Below are 15,970 nucleotides of genomic sequence, written 5' to 3' on the forward strand. Positions count from 1 at the left end.
AACATTCGTGTGCGCGGAAACATGGTGAGAAGCATCACACCGTCTTCTGCGCGTAGAAATAATCCGTGGCAGGGAAGCCGCGGCGGGCACGACATTTCGATCTGCCCAGGGCTGGTCAGATAGGGCTCGTAAGATTTCATCCGCGTCACCAGCCCATCACGATAGACGCGCGAGATTGAAACCATCGCGCGGTCCGGACTCAGAAACGAGCGACGCCAGATCCGGTAAATGCCGCTGGGCAACAGCGTCTGATCCACACGGAAATCGAGTGGCGCATCGACCATAGAGTGCAATACACGCGCCAGCTCGTCGGTCATGCGAGGCTCTTTTTCGAGAGCAAGCGGCTCTAGCAGAATCCGCGCGTCAACGCCGAAATGGGTGCAGATGCGATGAAGCACGTCCGGGCGCGGAAAGGCGCTGCCGGTCAGATATCGGTTGAACTGGGTGCGGTTGATGCCCAACGCGCGGCAGGTGGCGCTGATCGAGTCCTCGCCCTTGGCGAGAATCCGCAGATTTTGCCCGAATACGTCGCGCAAGGCCGGATTGGCGGGCAAAGTGGTCGCTTGCGGCGTATCGGAAGCGGTCGATTTCGGCATTTTTGCAATCCAAAGCGCGGGGGAAATCATCGTTACAGGCTGACACAAATCAGACACAGCGCGCAGCAGTCTCGTTAAGGCTGTGCATCAAATGGTGTCCAATTGATGTTTGGCTGCAACAGGAATTGCACTTGTCTGGCCAAATCGCGTGACGATAAATTATCGATAAAAATGAGGTTTTTATGCTTGGACTTGTTCTCTGGCGAGATGCCGATGGTGCAACCGCGGTGATCTGGTGCGAGGACCAGCAAGAACTTGCGCATTGGAGTGGGCGCGAAAACCTCGTCGATCCGAACACTCTGCCAAAAGTCGGTGACCTTGTGCATTTTCGCATTTCAGAAGATGCGGGCATTCGTCGCGCAGTTGATCTGCACATTTTGGCCGAGACGACGGTTCCGGACCTCGCCGAAAAGTTGCAAACTACGGCCGCACAACTGGCGGCCGCGCCACGCCTTGCGCGGGTGGGCTAGGGGTCAGGCCCCGCGCGAGAGCGCCGCAACGCCCGTGCGCGCCACGTCTTTCAGGCCCAGCGGTCGCATCAGATCGGCAAATGCATCGATCTTTTCCGGCGTGCCGGTGATCTCGAACACAAAGCTTTCAAGCGTGCTGTCCACCACATTGGCGCGGAAAATATCGGCCAGCCGCAGGGCTTCGACCCGCCGCTCACCTGTGCCAGCAACCTTGAAAAGCGCCAGTTCACGTTCGACCGCTTTGCCCTCGACGCTCAGGTCATGCACCTCGTGCACTGGCACGATGCGGCCAAGCTGCGCCTTGATCTGTTCGATCACGGCCGGGGTGCCACGCGTTACCACGGTGATGCGGCTGCGGTGCCCCATATGGTCCACCTCTGCCACGGTCAGGCTATCGATGTTGTAACCGCGACCCGAGAACAGGCCGATGACCCGCGCCAGCACGCCCGCTTCGTTATCGACCAGCACCGCCAGTGTATGGCTTTCGGACACCTGCGCATTGGGGTCGCGCAACTCGTAGGCCGAGTGGCTGGTGGACCCTTTCTTGATGTTCAAGGCTGCCATGATCTCTTTCTTTCTTCATTCTATAATTGCCCCCAGTGGGGCGCGGCCATTCCTGAAACGCTCAGACCAGCACCGCACCGCCCGACTGAATCGCGCCTTCGGTAGAGGCGTCGCCCATCAGCATCTCGTTATGCGGCTTGCCGCTCGGGATCATCGGGAAGCAGTTTTCGTGCCGTTCGACGAGGCAGTCGAAAATTACCGGGCCGTCATAGGCCAGCATTTCCTCGATGGCTTCATCGAGTTTGGCCGGGTCAGAGCAGCGGATGCCCTTGGCACCAAAGGCTTCTGCCAGCTTTACAAAGTCGGGCAGTGCCTCAGACCAGCTTTGGCTATAGCGCGCGCCGTGCAGCAACTGCTGCCACTGGCGCACCATGCCGAGGCGTTCGTTGTTCAGGATGAACTGCTTCACGGGCAGGCGAAACTGCACCGCGGTGCCCATTTCTTGCATGTTCATCAGGAACGACGCATCACCCGCCACGTTGATGACCAGCGCCTCGGGATGCGCCATCTGCACACCGATAGAGGCGGGTAGACCGTAGCCCATGGTGCCAAGGCCGCCCGAGGTCATCCAGCGGTTCGGCGCTTCAAAGCCGAGGTATTGCGCCGCCCACATCTGGTGTTGGCCGACTTCGGTGGTGATGTAGCGATCGTGCCCCTTGGTCAGCGCCTCAAGCCGCTCCAGCGCGTATTGTGGCTTTATCACGCTGGTCGAGGGTTTGTAGGCAAGGCATTTCTTGGCTTTCCAGCCGTCGATCTGGCGCCACCATTTTTCGAGCGCGGGCTTATTTACCTTACGACCACGCGATTTCCAGACCTTCAGCAGGTCTTCAAGCACATGGCCGATATCGCCCAGAATTGGCAGATCGACCTGAATCACCTTGTTGATCGAGCTTGCGTCAATATCGACATGCACCTTGGTCGAGCGCGGGCTGAAATCGGCAAGGCGGCCGGTGATGCGGTCATCAAAGCGCGCGCCGAGGTTGATCATCAGATCGCAGCCGTGCATCGCAAGGTTGGCCTCGTAAAGCCCGTGCATACCCAGCATGCCCAGCCAGTTCTTGCCACTGGCCGGATAGGCACCCAAACCCATCAGCGTCGAGGTGATCGGGATGCCCGTGGCATCGACCAGTTCGCGCATCAATTGGCTGGCAGCCGGGCCAGAGTTGATGACGCCACCGCCGGTATAAAACACCGGGCGTTCGGCGGACTCGATCAGTTCCGCAAGCCGGGTAATCGCGTCGAGATCGCCCTTGACCGCGGGTTGGTAGGTTTCGACACGCACCGTTTTCGGCCCGATATAGGGGCCTGTTGCGAACTGCACATCCTTGGGAATGTCGATCAGCACAGGGCCCGGGCGCCCCGACGTTGCGATATGAAAACCGCGATGGATCGTTTCGGCAAGTTTGTCGGTTTCCTTCACCAGCCAGTTGTGCTTGGTGCAGGGCCGGGTGATGCCAACCGTATCGGCCTCTTGAAAGCCGTCGGTGCCGATCATGAAAGTGGGCACCTGCCCAGACAGCACCACCAGCGGAATCGAATCCAGAAGCGCATCGGTCAGCCCGGTGACGGCGTTGGTCGCGCCGGGGCCGGAGGTGACGATCACCACGCCCGGCTTGCCGGTCGAGCGGGCGTAGCCTTCCGCAGCATGCACCGCGCCCTGTTCGTGGCGCACCAGAACGTGGACGATGTCGTTTTGCTGAAAAATCTCGTCGTAGATCGGCAGCACCGCGCCGCCGGGGTAGCCGAATACCACCTCGACGCCCTGATCCTTCAGCGCCTGAACCACTATTGCCGCGCCGCTCATTGTGCGTGCCATCGTCTCACTCCATCTGCCTTGCGGCACAAAAAAGCCCCCGTTTCGGGCGGGGGCGCATGAAACCTTGAATGGTTTGCCGCTAGCGGCCCATGCGCCTGTTCCTACCTGATACGACGTCTACGGCCATTGGCCATGCCTTTCCGTGCGTTCGCGGCGGACATTAGGCGGGGCAACTGGAGGCGTCAACCGGCAAATTGTGAATATAATATCGCAGGGCCAAAAAAATCTTTGCATAAGTTGCGCGAGTGTTGCTCGTTCTTGAAATAAATGCAATTTCACAGTGCCCTATCCAGCTTTGGCCCACGCGCCGCCGCATCGCGGCAGTGCGGGCGCGGCAGGCGACGACGCGATGCAGCAATTAATCTTTCCTTGCGATGCAGTTTGCGGCAAGTTGCGCAGTGCCCGTATTGCCTTGATTCAGGTTCGGGTAACGCGGTTCGGTGCTGAAAAATTAGGATGATTTGCCCGTCTTGCCTCCGTTTCGTGCCAGTTCTGGCCAGAAACGTTGACCTGCATGGCGGGCTCGGCAATAAAACCACACCGCCCCTGAAAACTTGGGGCTGGTGAAATGCGATGGGGGGGAAAGGCTATGGGCGGACTGCTCGCGTTTTCGCGTGGCGTCGACAGAATGAACGAGTTCATCGGTAAGGCGGTGTCGTGGCTTATTCTGGTGGCGGTGCTGGTGTCGGCCACCAACGCGGTGATCCGCAAGGTTTTTTCAGTATCGTCCAACGCGTGGCTGGAAATGCAGTGGTATCTTTACGGTGCCGCCTTCCTGCTGGCGGCGGCCTATACACTGAAGCAGAACGAGCATGTGCGTATCGACATCGTCTACGGCATGTTCTCGCGCCGTGTGCAGCACTGGATCGACCTGCTCGGGCATACGCTGTTTCTGATGCCGTTCGTGCTGGCGATGCTTTGGATGCTGACGCCCTATGTGCTGAAATCGATGCTGAACGGCGAGGTTTCAACCAATGCCGGCGGCTTGTTGATCTGGCCTGCGAAATCGCTGTTGCTGATCGGTTTTCTGCTGCTTGCGCTGCAAGGTGTATCGGAAATCATCAAGAAAATCGCGGTGATGCGCGGTGTCATTCCAGACCCGACCCCATTCATTTCGGCCCATGAGGCGGCCGAGCTTGAGGGCAAGGCGCTGATCGAAGAACTCGCGCAAGCCGAGGAGAAGCACAAATGATGGAACTTATCGCCCAGAACATGGCGCCCATCATGTTCGTTTCACTGATCTTCTTTTTGCTTGCGGGCTATCCTGCCGCGTTTTCACTGGCGGCGAACGGTCTATTGTTCTTCGTCATCGGGGTCGAGCTTGCGCCCTATTCGAACAATACGATCAACCTCAGCTGGCCCTTGCTGAACGCGATGCCGGAACGGTTCTGGGGGGTGCTGTCGAACGAAACGCTATTGGCGATTCCGTTTTTTACCTTCATGGGAATCGTGCTGGAACGATCCGGCATGGCCGAAGACCTGCTGGATACGATCGGCCAGTTGTTCGGCCCGGTACGCGGCGGGCTGGCGTATGCGGTCATCATCGTGGGGGCGCTGCTTGCGGCCACGACTGGGGTCGTTGCGGCCTCGGTGATTGCGATGGGGTTGATTTCACTGCCGATCATGCTGCGCTATGGGTATGATCGCAGCCTTGCCTCGGGGGTGATCGCTGCCTCGGGCACATTGGCGCAGATCATTCCGCCCTCGCTGGTGCTGATCGTTCTGGCCGACCAGCTTGGCCGTTCGGTGGGCGATATGTACCGCGGTGCGATGTTGCCGGGTCTGGTGCTGACCGGGCTCTACTTTGCCTATGTGATGCTGGTTTCGATCTTCCGCCCCAATTCGATGCCCGCCTTGCCGAAAGAGGCGCGCACGCTGGGTTCGGGCGTCACCTCGCTGATCGTGGCGCTGGTGCTTGCGGTGGCGATGTTCTGGTTTGGCCGCGACTGGCTTGATGCCGAGCACGGCAAGAACTCGGGTATTCTAGCTGCGGCACTGGCGGTGATTGCCATCTATGTAATGGCGATCCTCGACAAGTCGTTGAAGATCAACCTGATGAGCCGCCTTGCGCAGCAGGTTGTCATCGTGCTGATCCCGCCGCTTGCGCTGATTTTCCTTGTGCTAGGCACGATCTTCCTTGGCATTGCGACGCCGACCGAAGGCGGTGCGATGGGGGCGGTGGGCGCGCTGGTGATGGCTGCGGCCAAGCGTCGGCTGAGCTTTGAAGTGATCCGCTCGGCGCTGGCCTCGACCACGCGGCTTGCCTCGTTCGTGATGTTCATTCTGCTTGGGGCGCGGGTGTTTTCGCTGACCTTCTACGGCGTCAACGGCCATCTCTGGGTCGAACATCTGCTGACGTCGCTGCCGGGGGGAGAACTGGGCTTCCTGATCGTGATCTCGCTGATGGTGTTCTTGCTGGCCTTCTTTCTCGACTTCTTCGAGCTTGCGTTCATCATCGTGCCGCTGCTGGCACCTGCAGCCGAAAAGCTGGGGATCGATCTGATCTGGTTCGGCATCATTCTTGGCGTCAACATGCAGACATCGTTCATGCATCCGCCGTTCGGCTTTGCGCTGTTTTACCTGCGTTCGGTGGCCGCGCGCGTGCCGTATATCGACAAGGTCACGGGTCTGACGATGGCACCGGTCAAGACCAGCCAGATCTATTGGGGCGCGGTGCCTTTCGTGCTTATCCAGATACTCATGATCGCCATCGTGATCGGCTTCCCGGGGCTTGTGATGCATTACAAGGGCCCGCAGATCGACCCATCGACCGTGGACTTTACAATCCCGAACATGCCGGGGCTCGACAGCGGCTTCGGTGGGCTTGGCGGCGGCCTTGGCGCTGGCGGCATGAACTTTGGTCCACCGCCGTCGAACTGACGCTGAGTTGCAAAGCCGGCGGCCCTAGGGCCGCCGGTTTTCTTTTGGCTCCATGCCAAGAAAAAGCCCCGCAGATTGCTCTGCGGGGCTTCGGTTTTCAGATGGCGGCGCGGGCTTAGATGTTGCCGTTGCGCTGCTGGATCATCATGAAGGTGTCGTAGTTGTATTCCGCCACCTGCGCCCAAAGGTAGTTCTGGCCGCGGAACTCTTTGATCGAACCCCAGATTTTCTTGAAGGCGGGGTTGGTCGCTTCCATTTCCTCGTAAACCTCGTTGGCCGCGTCGAAACAGGCCTGAAGGATTTCCGGGCTGAACGGGCGCAGTTGCGTGCCGTTGCCGACCAGCGATTTCAGCGCTGCGGGGTTCTTGTAGTCATACATCTGCAACATGTTCGCGTCAGCGGCTTGGCAGGCGGTGCGCAGCAGCGACTGATATGCCGCGGGCAGCGCCTCGACTTGGGCCTTGTTGAACATGAAGTGGACGGTCGGGCCACCTTCCCACCAGCCGGGATAGTAGTAGTAAGGCGCGACCTTGTAGAAGCCGAGCTTTTCGTCGTCATAGGGGCCAACCCATTCGGACGCGTCGATCGTGCCCTTTTCCAGCGCCGCGTAGATTTCGCCACCAGCGATCTGCTGGGGCACAACGCCAAGCTTTTCCATGACTTTGCCGGCAAAGCCGCCAATGCGCATTTTCAGCCCGCTGAGGTCGCCGACCGTGTTGATTTCCTTACGGAACCAGCCGCCCATCTGCACGCCGGTGTTGCCGCCGGGGTAGCCGACAAGGCCTTGGGTCGCCAGAAACTCGTTGTAAAGGTCGATACCGCCACCGTGGTAGTGCCAGGCGTTGATGCCGCGCGCCGAGAGAGAGAAGGGGATCGCTGCGGCAACCGCCCAGGTCGGGTCTTTACCCCAGTAGTAGTAACCCACCGTGTGGCAAGCCTCGACCGTGCCGGCGGCGACCGCGTCTGCGGCTTGCAGGCCGGGGACGAGTTCACCCGCGGCAAAGACCTGAAGGCTGAAATTGCCGTCAGTTGCTTCGGAAAGCATTTTGCTCAGAACTTCGGCGCCACCAAAGATGGTGTCGAGCGATTTCGGGAACGACGAAGTCAGACGCCAAGTCACCTTGGGCATGCTTTGCGCAAGAGCGGGGGTGGCAAGCGTAGACGCGGCGGCGGCGCCAGCCCCGCCAACGGCAGCTTTGGTTAGAAATGAACGGCGATCCATAGAGGCTCCTCCCTGTGTTGATCGTTTGACCGAAGGCGCCGCGCGCATGGCCCGTCGCCCGCAATAGGTCGCAGGAAACCTTACATGCCGAAAATCATCTGTCCAGCACGCGCTGTCGGATTTTTCTCCGCAAGTGCAATTCGTTGGCGCAAGCTGGTGGTTGCCGAATCTTTTGGCAACAACAGTGGGGGAGAGTGCTCAGAACTCGGGCGTGATCGGCAGTTCGATCCGCGCCACCTGCTCGGCGATCGGGTCGATGCTCAGTGGATGAATGTCGCCGCTATGCGCCGCGATGTCGCCGATGGGTTGCCAGACCCCGCCTTTGTATATTTCCAGCGCGCCAAACTTGGCCTTGTAGCCCATCTTGCGGCTGCCCGGCACCCAGTAGCCAAGATAGACAAAGGGCAGTTGTGCGCGCCGCGCGATCTCGACGTGGTCGAGAATGAGATAGGTGCCCAGCGAATCGGCTTCGCGCGCAGGGTCGAAAAAGCTGTAGACCATGCTCAACCCGTCATCGAGCACATCGGTCAGGCAGACCGCGGTCAGCGGTTGCGGCGCGTCTGCGGCCACATCGCGCGAACGATACTCGATCACCCGCGTCTTGACCGGTGTTTCTTCGATCATCGCCGCAAACTCGAAGATATCCATATCCGCCATGCCGCCATCGGCGTGGCGACTATCTAGGTAGCGGCGAAACAGCTGAAACTGCTCGTCTGTGGCCCATGGGCTGGTGGCGGTTCGATAAAGATCGGCACCACGCCGCAATGCCCGCTTTTGCCCGCGCGAGGGAATGAAATCAGCCACCCTGATACGCGCTGAAAGGCAGGCGGCGCAGTCGGCGCAAGAGGGGCGGTAGAGCACGTTCTGCGAGCGGCGAAAGCCCTGCCGCGACAGCGCGTTGTTCAGCCTTTCAGCATCGTTGCCTTGCAGCGCGGTAAACAGCTTCCGCTCCACCCGCCCCTCGAGATAGGGGCAGACCTGTGGAGCAGTCACATAGAACTGCGGAGTGAGGGGCAGAGAATGGCGCATCGGTCCGGCTGTGAGGGCGACGTTTGAGCAAAGGCTAGCAAACCCGCGCCGCCTCGCCAAGCGCCTTGCAACAAAAGACCCCGGACTTGCGCCCGGGGCCGTGGCATAGGTGTGCGCCGCGCTTAGTAGGCACCCGAGCCTTTAGGTGCTTCCGGCTCCGCCGGGGCTTCGGCGGCGGCGGCGCGGGCGCGCTCGGCCAGATACTGGTCGAACTCGGCCTTGTCGCGGCTTTCGCGCAACCGATGCAGGAAAGCCTCGAACTCGTTTTGCTCGCGCTCAAGGCGCTGTAGTGTGTCGGCCTTGTAGCTGTCAAAGGCGGCGTTGCCGGTATTGCCGGACATGCGCACCTGAAACTGGCGGCAGCTGCCCATGCGACGATGCCGTGGCGCGCCGTCGCGGAACCTGCGGCCAAAGCGACCTGTCACGAGCATGAATGCCAGCACCACAAGGCCAAACGGCCCTGCAAATACAAAGCCCGCAACCATCAGCGCGATCCATGCGCCGGGTCCGTTGGCATCCAGCCAGTCAATAGAACGAGTAAACCAGTTGCCACGCGGCGCGAGGCTGTCTGTGTTGGTAGCGTAGGCGGACATGAAAACCTCCGAAAAATGGATGTGAACATCCTTCACATGATGCCAAGATTGGCACTCCGGGTTCGCAGGTCAAGAGAGATGTGAAACTTTTTTACATTGCGCTTTCGGTCGCGCTACAAGGTGAAATTGCCAACCGCTGCGCCACTGGCGCGCAGCAGGTCCCCTGGCGCTATGGCAAAGATATGCCGCGGCGTGCCGGCAGCGGCCCAGACCGTATCGAAATCCATCAGCCGCGGGTCGAAGTATGCGCGGATCGGCGACAGATGCCCGATAGGTGCAACGCCGCCGATGGCAAAGCCGGTTTCGCGGCGCACCAGATCGGCGTCTGCCTTACCCAAGGCCTGCCCCGCCACGGCGCTGGCCTTGGCAGGATCGACGCGGTTGCCCCCCGCAGTCAGGAAAAGCACCACATGGCCACTGGTTTCGCCGCGAAAGATGATCGACTTCGCGATCTGGTCAAGCATGCACCCCGCCGCCTTTGCGGCCTGATCTGCTGTGCGTGTTTCGGCAGCCATTTCCAGTATCCGAGACGGCAACCCCGCCGTCTCCAACGCTGCCTTGACCCGTGCCATGCTTTTGCTCATGTCCGACCCTGCCTCCCCAAGCCGATCCAAAAACGCGGGCGCGCGTATGTGCCCCTAAGCCGGAATAAATGTGGTGAAGCGCGAACGCAAACCGTCGTTGACCTTGCGCGCGCGGCCACTAGTCTTGTGGCATGAGCTTTGCCGCACGCCTCAACCGCAGCCCGATTGCCTTCGATGCCGCGCTTGGTGCCGAGGCGGCAGAGCGGTTTGGCGAGCTTTCGCCCGAACTCCGTGCGCTGATCGCCGGCACGGCGGGGTGCAGCCCGTTCCTTGCGGGCCTTCTGAAGCGCGAGGCGGAATGGATCGGGCCGGTCTTGCTCGGTTCGCCCGAGGCGGCATTGGCCGATGCGCTGGCGGCACCCGAAGCGGCCGAAGGGGCCGAGGCACTGGCCGTGGCGCTGCGGCAAGCCAAGCGGCGGGTGGCGTTGCTGTCCGCATTGGCCGATCTGGGGGGGGTCTGGGCGCTGGAGGCGGTGACAGGCGCGCTGAGCGATCTTGCCGACCGGGCTGTCGATCTTTCGCTGCGGCAACTGGTCGGCGACGAAATCCGGCGCGGCAAGTTGCCCGGTGCCACCCCTGACGACGCGGCTATCGCGGGCGGCATGGTGGCGATTGCTATGGGAAAGATGGGCGCGGGCGAGCTGAATTATTCTTCGGACATCGACGTGATCTGCCTGTTCGACGATGCGCGCTTCGAACCTGACGAGATACAAGAGGCGCGCGCGGCCTTCATCCGCGCGACCCGCAAGATGGCGGCAATGCTCAGCGATCTGACCGCCGAGGGCTATGTGTTCCGCACTGACCTGCGGCTGCGCCCCGATGCCTCTGTCACCCCGGTCTGCATCTCGATGTCTGCGGCCGAGGCCTATTACGAGGCAGAGGGCCGCACATGGGAGCGCGCGGCCTACATCAAGGCGCGGCCTTGCGCGGGGGACATTGCGGCAGGCGCGCAGTTTCTGGAAGCGCTCACGCCCTTTGTGTGGCGCCGCCACCTCGATTTCGCAGCGATTCAGGATGCGTATGACATGCGCCTGCGCATCCGCGAGCACAAAGGCCTGCAAGGGCCGATCAGCCTTTCGGGCCACAACATGAAACTCGGCGCAGGTGGTATCCGCGAGATCGAGTTTTTCACCCAGACCCGGCAACTCATCGCCGGGGGGCGCGACCCCGACCTTCGGTCACGCACCACGGTCGGCGGGCTTGCCGCGTTGGCGAAAAAGGGCTGGGTTACACCTGAAATCGCCACCGAGTTGACCGCGCATTACCGCGAGCACCGCGAAATCGAGCACCGTTTGCAAATGGTCAACGACGCGCAAACACATCTTCTTCCGACCAATGACGAGGGCTTTCAGCGCATCGCAATGATGATGGGCGAGGGCGACGCTGGGGTGTGGAGAAAGGCGCTGCGCGCGCGGCTGGAACGGGTCGAGGCGCTGACGGGCGAGTTTTTTGCGCCGTCAGAGGCCAGCCGCATACCCAAACTTGCGCCCGAAGCGCGCGCGATTGTCGATGGCTGGCGCAGCCACCCAGTGCTGCACTCGCCGCGTGCTGCGACCATTTTCAACCGGCTTGAACCGGAATTGCTGACCCGCTTCGCCCGCGCCGCGAACCCGGCAGAGGCGTTGCGCCAGTTCGACGGGTTTCTTGCCCGGCTGCCTGCCGGGGTGCAGCTTTTCTCGCTGTTCGAGGCAAACCCATCGCTGATCGACTTGCTCGTCGATATCTGCGGCACGGCACCGGGTTTGGCCCACTATCTTTCGCGCAACGCCGGTGTGCTGGACGCGGTGCTTGGGGGGGACTTCTTTGCACCTTGGCCCGGGGCCGCGGCGCTGAACGCGGCGTTGACTGCGCTGTTTGACGCGCAGACCGATTACGAAAAAAAGCTTGGCGCGGCGCGATCATTCGTCAAGGAATGGCATTTCCGCATTGGCGTGCACCATTTGCGCGGGCTGGTCGATGCCGCTGAGGCGGGGCGGCAATATGCGGATCTTGCAGGCGCGGCACTCGCAGCGCTCTGGCCCGAGGTGCAGGCCGAGTTTGCAATCAAATACGGGGCCTGTCCGGGGCGGGGGGCGGTTGTCTTGGGCATGGGCAGCCTTGGCGCTGAACGGCTGAATGCCGCCTCGGACCTCGATCTGATCGTGATCTATGACCCCGCCGGTGTCGAAAGCTCGGATGGCAAGCGGCCTTTGGCGGCGCGCGCCTATTACGCGCGCCTCACACAGGCGCTGGTCACCGCGGTTTCTGCGCCGATGGCCGAGGGGCGGCTTTACGAGGTGGATATGCGGCTGCGCCCATCGGGCAGGCAAGGCCCGGTTGCAACCTCGCTCGAAAGCTTTCGCACCTATCAGATGGACGAGGCCTGGACCTGGGAGCATTTGGCGCTGACCCGCGCGCGGGTAATAAGCGGCCCATCCGACCTTGGTGCCGAGGTCGAGGCGGCGCGGCTGGCGGTTTTGGCGGCGAAGGGGGGCGGTGCGCAGGTGATGCCCGATCTGGCCGAGATGCGCGCGCGCATTTTTGCCGCCAAAGCCCCGGATGGCGAATGGGAGGCAAAAATCGGCCCCGGTCGATTGCAGGATATCGAGCTTTTGGCACAAAGCTTTGCGTTGCGCAGCGCAGACCCCGCGCGCCGGGTCGAGCCGCAGTTGCGCGCCGGGCGGCGGCACGCGCTGATAGGCAAGGACGAGGCGGAAACGCTGGGTTCCGCTTACCGCTTGCTCTGGCGCTTGCAGGCGGGCGGGCGGCTATTGACCGACAAGCCGCTTGATATGGACGCGATCGGCGAGGGCGGGCGCGCGTTTTTGCTGCGCGAAGCAGGTGTCGAGGATCTTGAGGCGTTGAAATCTCGGCTTGATGCCACCACAGAGGCAGTGCGCCTTATTGTCGAGGCGGCGCTGCCCGCCGCGGCGCAGACAGGAGCGTGAGGTCATGGCGCAGGGCGTGCCCAGTATTTCTCAGGTCGATCCCAAGGGGTTGATGCGCGAGGCATTTGCCATTGACGGCATCACCGCCGCCGAATGCCGCTCGATCTTTCTGGATTGGGCGTTAAGCTTGCCTGCGGGCGTAGATGCCGCAACCGCGATGCGCGCAATTCTTGCCGAAGTGCCTGAACAGCACGCCAAGCACCCGATGCGCGCGATTTTGACCGAAGGGCTTACCAATGCCACGGCCCAGCGGGGGCGGCGCGGCGGTTGGGCCGCGCGCGCGCGGGACTGATTGCATCGCATTACGACGCGCAATTCGCAGAATCGGTTGGGCCGCGCGCGCGCGGGACTGATACCTCAGCCGCGCGCAGCCGCTTCGAGTGTGGCAATATCCAGCTTGACCATACCCATCATCGCCTCTGTCACCGCCGCAGCCCTTGGCCCGCCCAGCAGGGTCAGCATCCGGCGCGGAATGATCTGCCAGCTTAGGCCCCAGCGGTCGGTCAACCAACCTCTGCGCCCTTCGGTGCCACCGCCTTCCAGCAGCGCAGCCCAGATACGATCTATTTCTGCCTGCGTGTCGAGCAGCACCGAGATCGAGCAGGCCGGGCATAGCCGATACTGGGGCCCGCCGTTCATTGCCTGAAACCGTTGCCCTTGCAGAGAAAACTCGACCAGAAAGGCATCCGCCGCGGGCTCGCCTTGGTGCGCGAATATGCGGTCGATCTTGGCGTTGGGAAACAGCGAGCAATAAAACCGCGCCGCCGCCTCGGCATCGCTTTCATACCAGAGCGCGGTTGCAATCGATGCGGCGGTCATGGGATGCGCCTTTTGCTATGGTTTGCGTGCAAGCGATGCTGCCTGCTGCGCCAGTCTGGTAATACCGTCCCAGTCCGATGCCTCAACCATGGCGTCGGGCGCTATCCAACTACCGCCGACGCAGGCGACGTTGGCAAGTTTCAGATAGTCGGGCGCGAGCGCCGCGGATATGCCGCCGGTCGGGCAGAAGCGCATCTGCGGCAGCGGCCCACCAAGCGCCTTCAGCGCCGCAGCCCCGCCAACGGCCTCGGCGGGAAAGAACTTCACCATCCGATAACCGCGTTCCAGCAAGGCCATCACCTCGGATGCGGTGGCCGCCCCCGGCAGCAAAGGCAGGCCGATTTCTGCGGCAGCGGCAAGCAGGCGGTCGGTGGCACCGGGCGAGACGCCGAATTGCGCGCCCGCCGCCTTGGCCGCAGCCACGTCTTCGGGTGTAAGCAATGTGCCCGCGCCCACGATGCCGCCCGGAACCGCAGCCATCGCGCGGATAACATCAAGCGCGGCGGCGGTGCGCAGCGTCACTTCCAACGCGGGCAACCCGCCCGCCACCAGCGCCCGCGCCAGCCGTTCAGCCCGCGCCACGTCGCGCACTACAAGCACCGGCACCACAGGTGCCGCCGCGCAGATTTCGGTGGTGCGCAGGCTTTGTTCAGCGGGGGTCATTGGCGCGATCCTCATGCAAAGACGCCGCCGGGGGGCCGGCGGCGCGGTTAGCGCAATCATCGCATCAGAGCGCCCGCGCCGCAAGTATGCGGCGCTAGGGCGTGGGGCTGTTACATGCAGGCGTCAATATCGGTTGCCGGGTCGCACGGCGGCTCGCCATCATCGGCAGCGGGGGCTGCTGCATCGGCAGGCGCCATCACCGCCGCGGGGTCGATGGTGATGCCGGTGCCCATGTCCGGCGCGCCAAAGCCCACCACCACATCGGCGGCTTCCATCAGGTCAAGCACGCTGAAGGCGTTGATCTTGGCGATGCCGTCGAGCATGTCGGCAAGGTCGATCTCTTGGTTGGCAAGGCAGGTGAAGCAGACCGAAACCCGCGCCCCGGCTTCCATCGCCTGCACCAGCATGGCCGGGCCATCGACGTTGTAGTAGGGGAAAACCGGCCCATCACCCGCGCCCTTGCGGCCCAGATCAAGCGCCGAAGCCGCCAGCACGATATCGACCGAGCGGCCCGACTTGGCGGCGGTGATCGCCAGATGCAGGCCAGAACCCGCGGTGGGCATTGCGCCGCTGGACATTACGAACACATATTTTGCCGGTTCCGCAGCAGCTTGGGCCGCGGCTTGCATGGGCAGGAACGGCAAAAGCAGGGCAAGAAGCGCGACAATGCGCGCGGGCGAAAAGAGTTTCATGGTGTCCTCGTGTCTCAGGGTATGGTCACGTTCAACGTAAACCTACATCCGCGCCACAACAAGGGCGCGGGCTGGTATCTATTGTCGCGGCCACTTGCGGTCAGAGAACCGATGAAGCACCCGCATCTGCGGCACCGACCGAGCGGCGGAACAGCTCGAACATTTCGCGCCCGACACCGCTTGCGTTGGCCGAAAGGTCCGGCACCACCGGGGGGCGGGTCTCGAAGTTCGGGGTCAGGCAGTCAAGTTTGCCCGCGCTCGCATCAAGGCGCACGATGTCGCCATCGGCCAGCCGTGCCAGTGGCCCGCCTCCGGTGGCCTCGGGGCAGACATGGATCGCCGCTGGCACCTTGCCCGAGGCACCCGACATCCGCCCATCGGTTACCAGTGCAACCCTCAGGCCGCGGTCCTGCAACACCGACAGCACCGGGGTCAGCGCGTGCAATTCCGGCATACCATTGGCGCGCGGCCCCTGAAAACGCACGACCACCACAACGTCAGAGGTGAACTCATTGCGCTTGAAGGCTTCTTTCACCGCGTCTTGGCTGGCGAACACGCGCGCGGGTGCCTCGATCACCAACCGGTCGGCGGGCACCGAAGATACCTTGATGACGCCGCGCCCAAGGTTGCCGTGCAACTGCTGCAAGCCACCCGAAGGCGCAAAGGGCCGCGGAGCGGGGCGCAGGATCTTTTCGTTCAAGCTCGCCTCCGGCCCATCGTGCCACGCAAGTGTGCCATCGATCAGCTTCGGCTCGCGCCGATAAAGCGCCAGCCCGTCGCCCGCCACGGTGCGCACATCGGGGTGCAGCAGGCCCGCATCAAGCAATTGTCCGATCAGAAAACCAAGGCCCCCAGCCGCGTGGAAATGGTTCACGTCGGCCAGCCCGTTGGGATAGACCTTGGCCAGCAACGGCACGGCGCTGCTGACCGCATCGAAATCTTCCAGATCAAGCAAAATCCCCGCCGCACGCGCCATCGCGGGCAGGTGCAGCACCAGATTGGTCGATCCACCCGTTGCCATCAGCCCGACCAGCGCGTTGACGAAAGAACGCTCGTCCAGCATTTCGCCCGCCGGGCGATAGTCTGCGCCAAGGGCTGTGATCTCGGTGGCGCGC

General features: G+C 62.2%; 16 protein-coding genes. 5 read left to right on the forward strand and 11 right to left on the reverse strand.

Annotated elements, in window-relative coordinates; all coding sequences use genetic code 11:
• Positions 1–596: helix-turn-helix domain-containing protein (locus ABY403_RS04770; RefSeq protein ID WP_372839473.1), on the reverse strand; the 596-nt coding region annotated here is incomplete at its 3' end.
• 182 nt (positions 597–778) lie between these two features.
• On the opposite strand from ABY403_RS04770, the gene ABY403_RS04775 reads away from it, so the two are divergent.
• Positions 779–1,066 (forward strand): hypothetical protein, encoded by a 288-nt coding sequence (locus tag ABY403_RS04775; RefSeq protein WP_372839474.1) that lies wholly within the window; start codon positions 779–781, stop codon positions 1,064–1,066.
• Positions 1,067–1,069: 3 nt separating this feature from the next.
• On the opposite strand, the gene ilvN is transcribed toward ABY403_RS04775, so the two are convergent.
• Both ilvN and ABY403_RS04785 read right to left on the reverse strand, forming a co-directional pair.
• On the reverse strand, positions 1,070–1,630 hold the full coding sequence (ilvN, locus tag ABY403_RS04780; protein WP_372839475.1) for an acetolactate synthase small subunit: 561 nt from the start codon (positions 1,628–1,630) through the stop codon (positions 1,070–1,072).
• A gap of 61 nt (positions 1,631–1,691) precedes the next feature.
• On the reverse strand, positions 1,692–3,446 hold the full coding sequence (locus tag ABY403_RS04785; RefSeq protein ID WP_372839476.1) for an acetolactate synthase 3 large subunit: 1,755 nt from the start codon (positions 3,444–3,446) through the stop codon (positions 1,692–1,694).
• A gap of 589 nt (positions 3,447–4,035) precedes the next feature.
• On the opposite strand from ABY403_RS04785, the gene ABY403_RS04790 reads away from it, so the two are divergent.
• Together ABY403_RS04790 and ABY403_RS04795 are read left to right on the forward strand one after the other, a co-directional pair.
• Complete coding sequence (locus tag ABY403_RS04790; protein WP_372839477.1) at positions 4,036–4,638, forward strand: TRAP transporter small permease subunit; 603 nt, start codon at positions 4,036–4,038, stop codon at positions 4,636–4,638.
• Complete coding sequence (locus ABY403_RS04795; RefSeq protein WP_372839478.1) at positions 4,635–6,326, forward strand: TRAP transporter large permease subunit; 1,692 nt, start codon at positions 4,635–4,637, stop codon at positions 6,324–6,326. The genes ABY403_RS04790 and ABY403_RS04795 overlap by 4 nt, the downstream gene beginning before the upstream one ends.
• 115 nt (positions 6,327–6,441) lie before the next feature.
• On the opposite strand, the gene ABY403_RS04800 is transcribed toward ABY403_RS04795, so the two are convergent.
• From ABY403_RS04800 to ABY403_RS04815, 4 genes are all read right to left on the reverse strand, one after another.
• Entirely contained in the window at positions 6,442–7,548 is a 1,107-nt protein-coding gene (locus tag ABY403_RS04800; protein ID WP_372839480.1) for a TRAP transporter substrate-binding protein, read from the reverse strand.
• Positions 7,549–7,746: 198 nt separating this feature from the next.
• Complete coding sequence (locus ABY403_RS04805) at positions 7,747–8,577, reverse strand: arginyltransferase (protein ID WP_372839482.1); 831 nt, start codon at positions 8,575–8,577, stop codon at positions 7,747–7,749.
• Positions 8,578–8,699: 122 nt separating this feature from the next.
• On the reverse strand, positions 8,700–9,170 hold the full coding sequence (locus tag ABY403_RS04810; RefSeq protein WP_372839483.1) for a DUF2852 domain-containing protein: 471 nt from the start codon (positions 9,168–9,170) through the stop codon (positions 8,700–8,702).
• Positions 9,171–9,283: 113 nt separating this feature from the next.
• Positions 9,284–9,754: a YbaK/EbsC family protein gene (locus ABY403_RS04815; RefSeq protein WP_372839484.1), complete on the reverse strand. Its 471-nt coding sequence runs from the start codon at positions 9,752–9,754 to the stop codon at positions 9,284–9,286.
• Positions 9,755–9,885: 131 nt separating this feature from the next.
• On the opposite strand from ABY403_RS04815, the gene ABY403_RS04820 reads away from it, so the two are divergent.
• Positions 9,886–12,681, forward strand: coding sequence for a glutamine-synthetase adenylyltransferase (locus ABY403_RS04820; RefSeq protein ID WP_372839485.1), 2,796 nt, complete (start codon positions 9,886–9,888; stop codon positions 12,679–12,681).
• A 4-nt stretch (positions 12,682–12,685) separates the two neighbouring features.
• Complete coding sequence (locus ABY403_RS04825; RefSeq protein WP_372839486.1) at positions 12,686–12,973, forward strand: hypothetical protein; 288 nt, start codon at positions 12,686–12,688, stop codon at positions 12,971–12,973.
• A 65-nt stretch (positions 12,974–13,038) separates the two neighbouring features.
• On the opposite strand, the gene ABY403_RS04830 is transcribed toward ABY403_RS04825, so the two are convergent.
• From ABY403_RS04830 to ABY403_RS04845, 4 genes are all read right to left on the reverse strand, one after another.
• Positions 13,039–13,500 carry a VOC family protein gene (locus tag ABY403_RS04830; RefSeq protein ID WP_372839488.1) on the reverse strand — a complete coding sequence of 154 codons (462 nt, stop codon included), beginning with the start codon at positions 13,498–13,500 and terminating at the stop codon, positions 13,039–13,041.
• A 15-nt stretch (positions 13,501–13,515) separates the two neighbouring features.
• Positions 13,516–14,163: a bifunctional 4-hydroxy-2-oxoglutarate aldolase/2-dehydro-3-deoxy-phosphogluconate aldolase gene (gene eda, locus ABY403_RS04835; RefSeq protein WP_372839489.1), complete on the reverse strand. Its 648-nt coding sequence runs from the start codon at positions 14,161–14,163 to the stop codon at positions 13,516–13,518.
• 110 nt (positions 14,164–14,273) lie between these two features.
• The gene (locus ABY403_RS04840; RefSeq protein ID WP_372839491.1) at positions 14,274–14,855 is read right to left on the reverse strand and encodes a hypothetical protein; all 582 of its coding nucleotides are present in this window, start codon (positions 14,853–14,855) and stop codon (positions 14,274–14,276) included.
• 100 nt (positions 14,856–14,955) lie between these two features.
• A partial coding sequence (locus ABY403_RS04845) for a dihydroxy-acid dehydratase (RefSeq protein ID WP_372839493.1) occupies positions 14,956–15,970 on the reverse strand: 1,015 nt, incomplete at its 5' end.

This window comes from Phaeovulum sp. (genome assembly GCF_041596715.1).
Lineage (GTDB): Bacteria > Pseudomonadota > Alphaproteobacteria > Rhodobacterales > Rhodobacteraceae > UBA6213.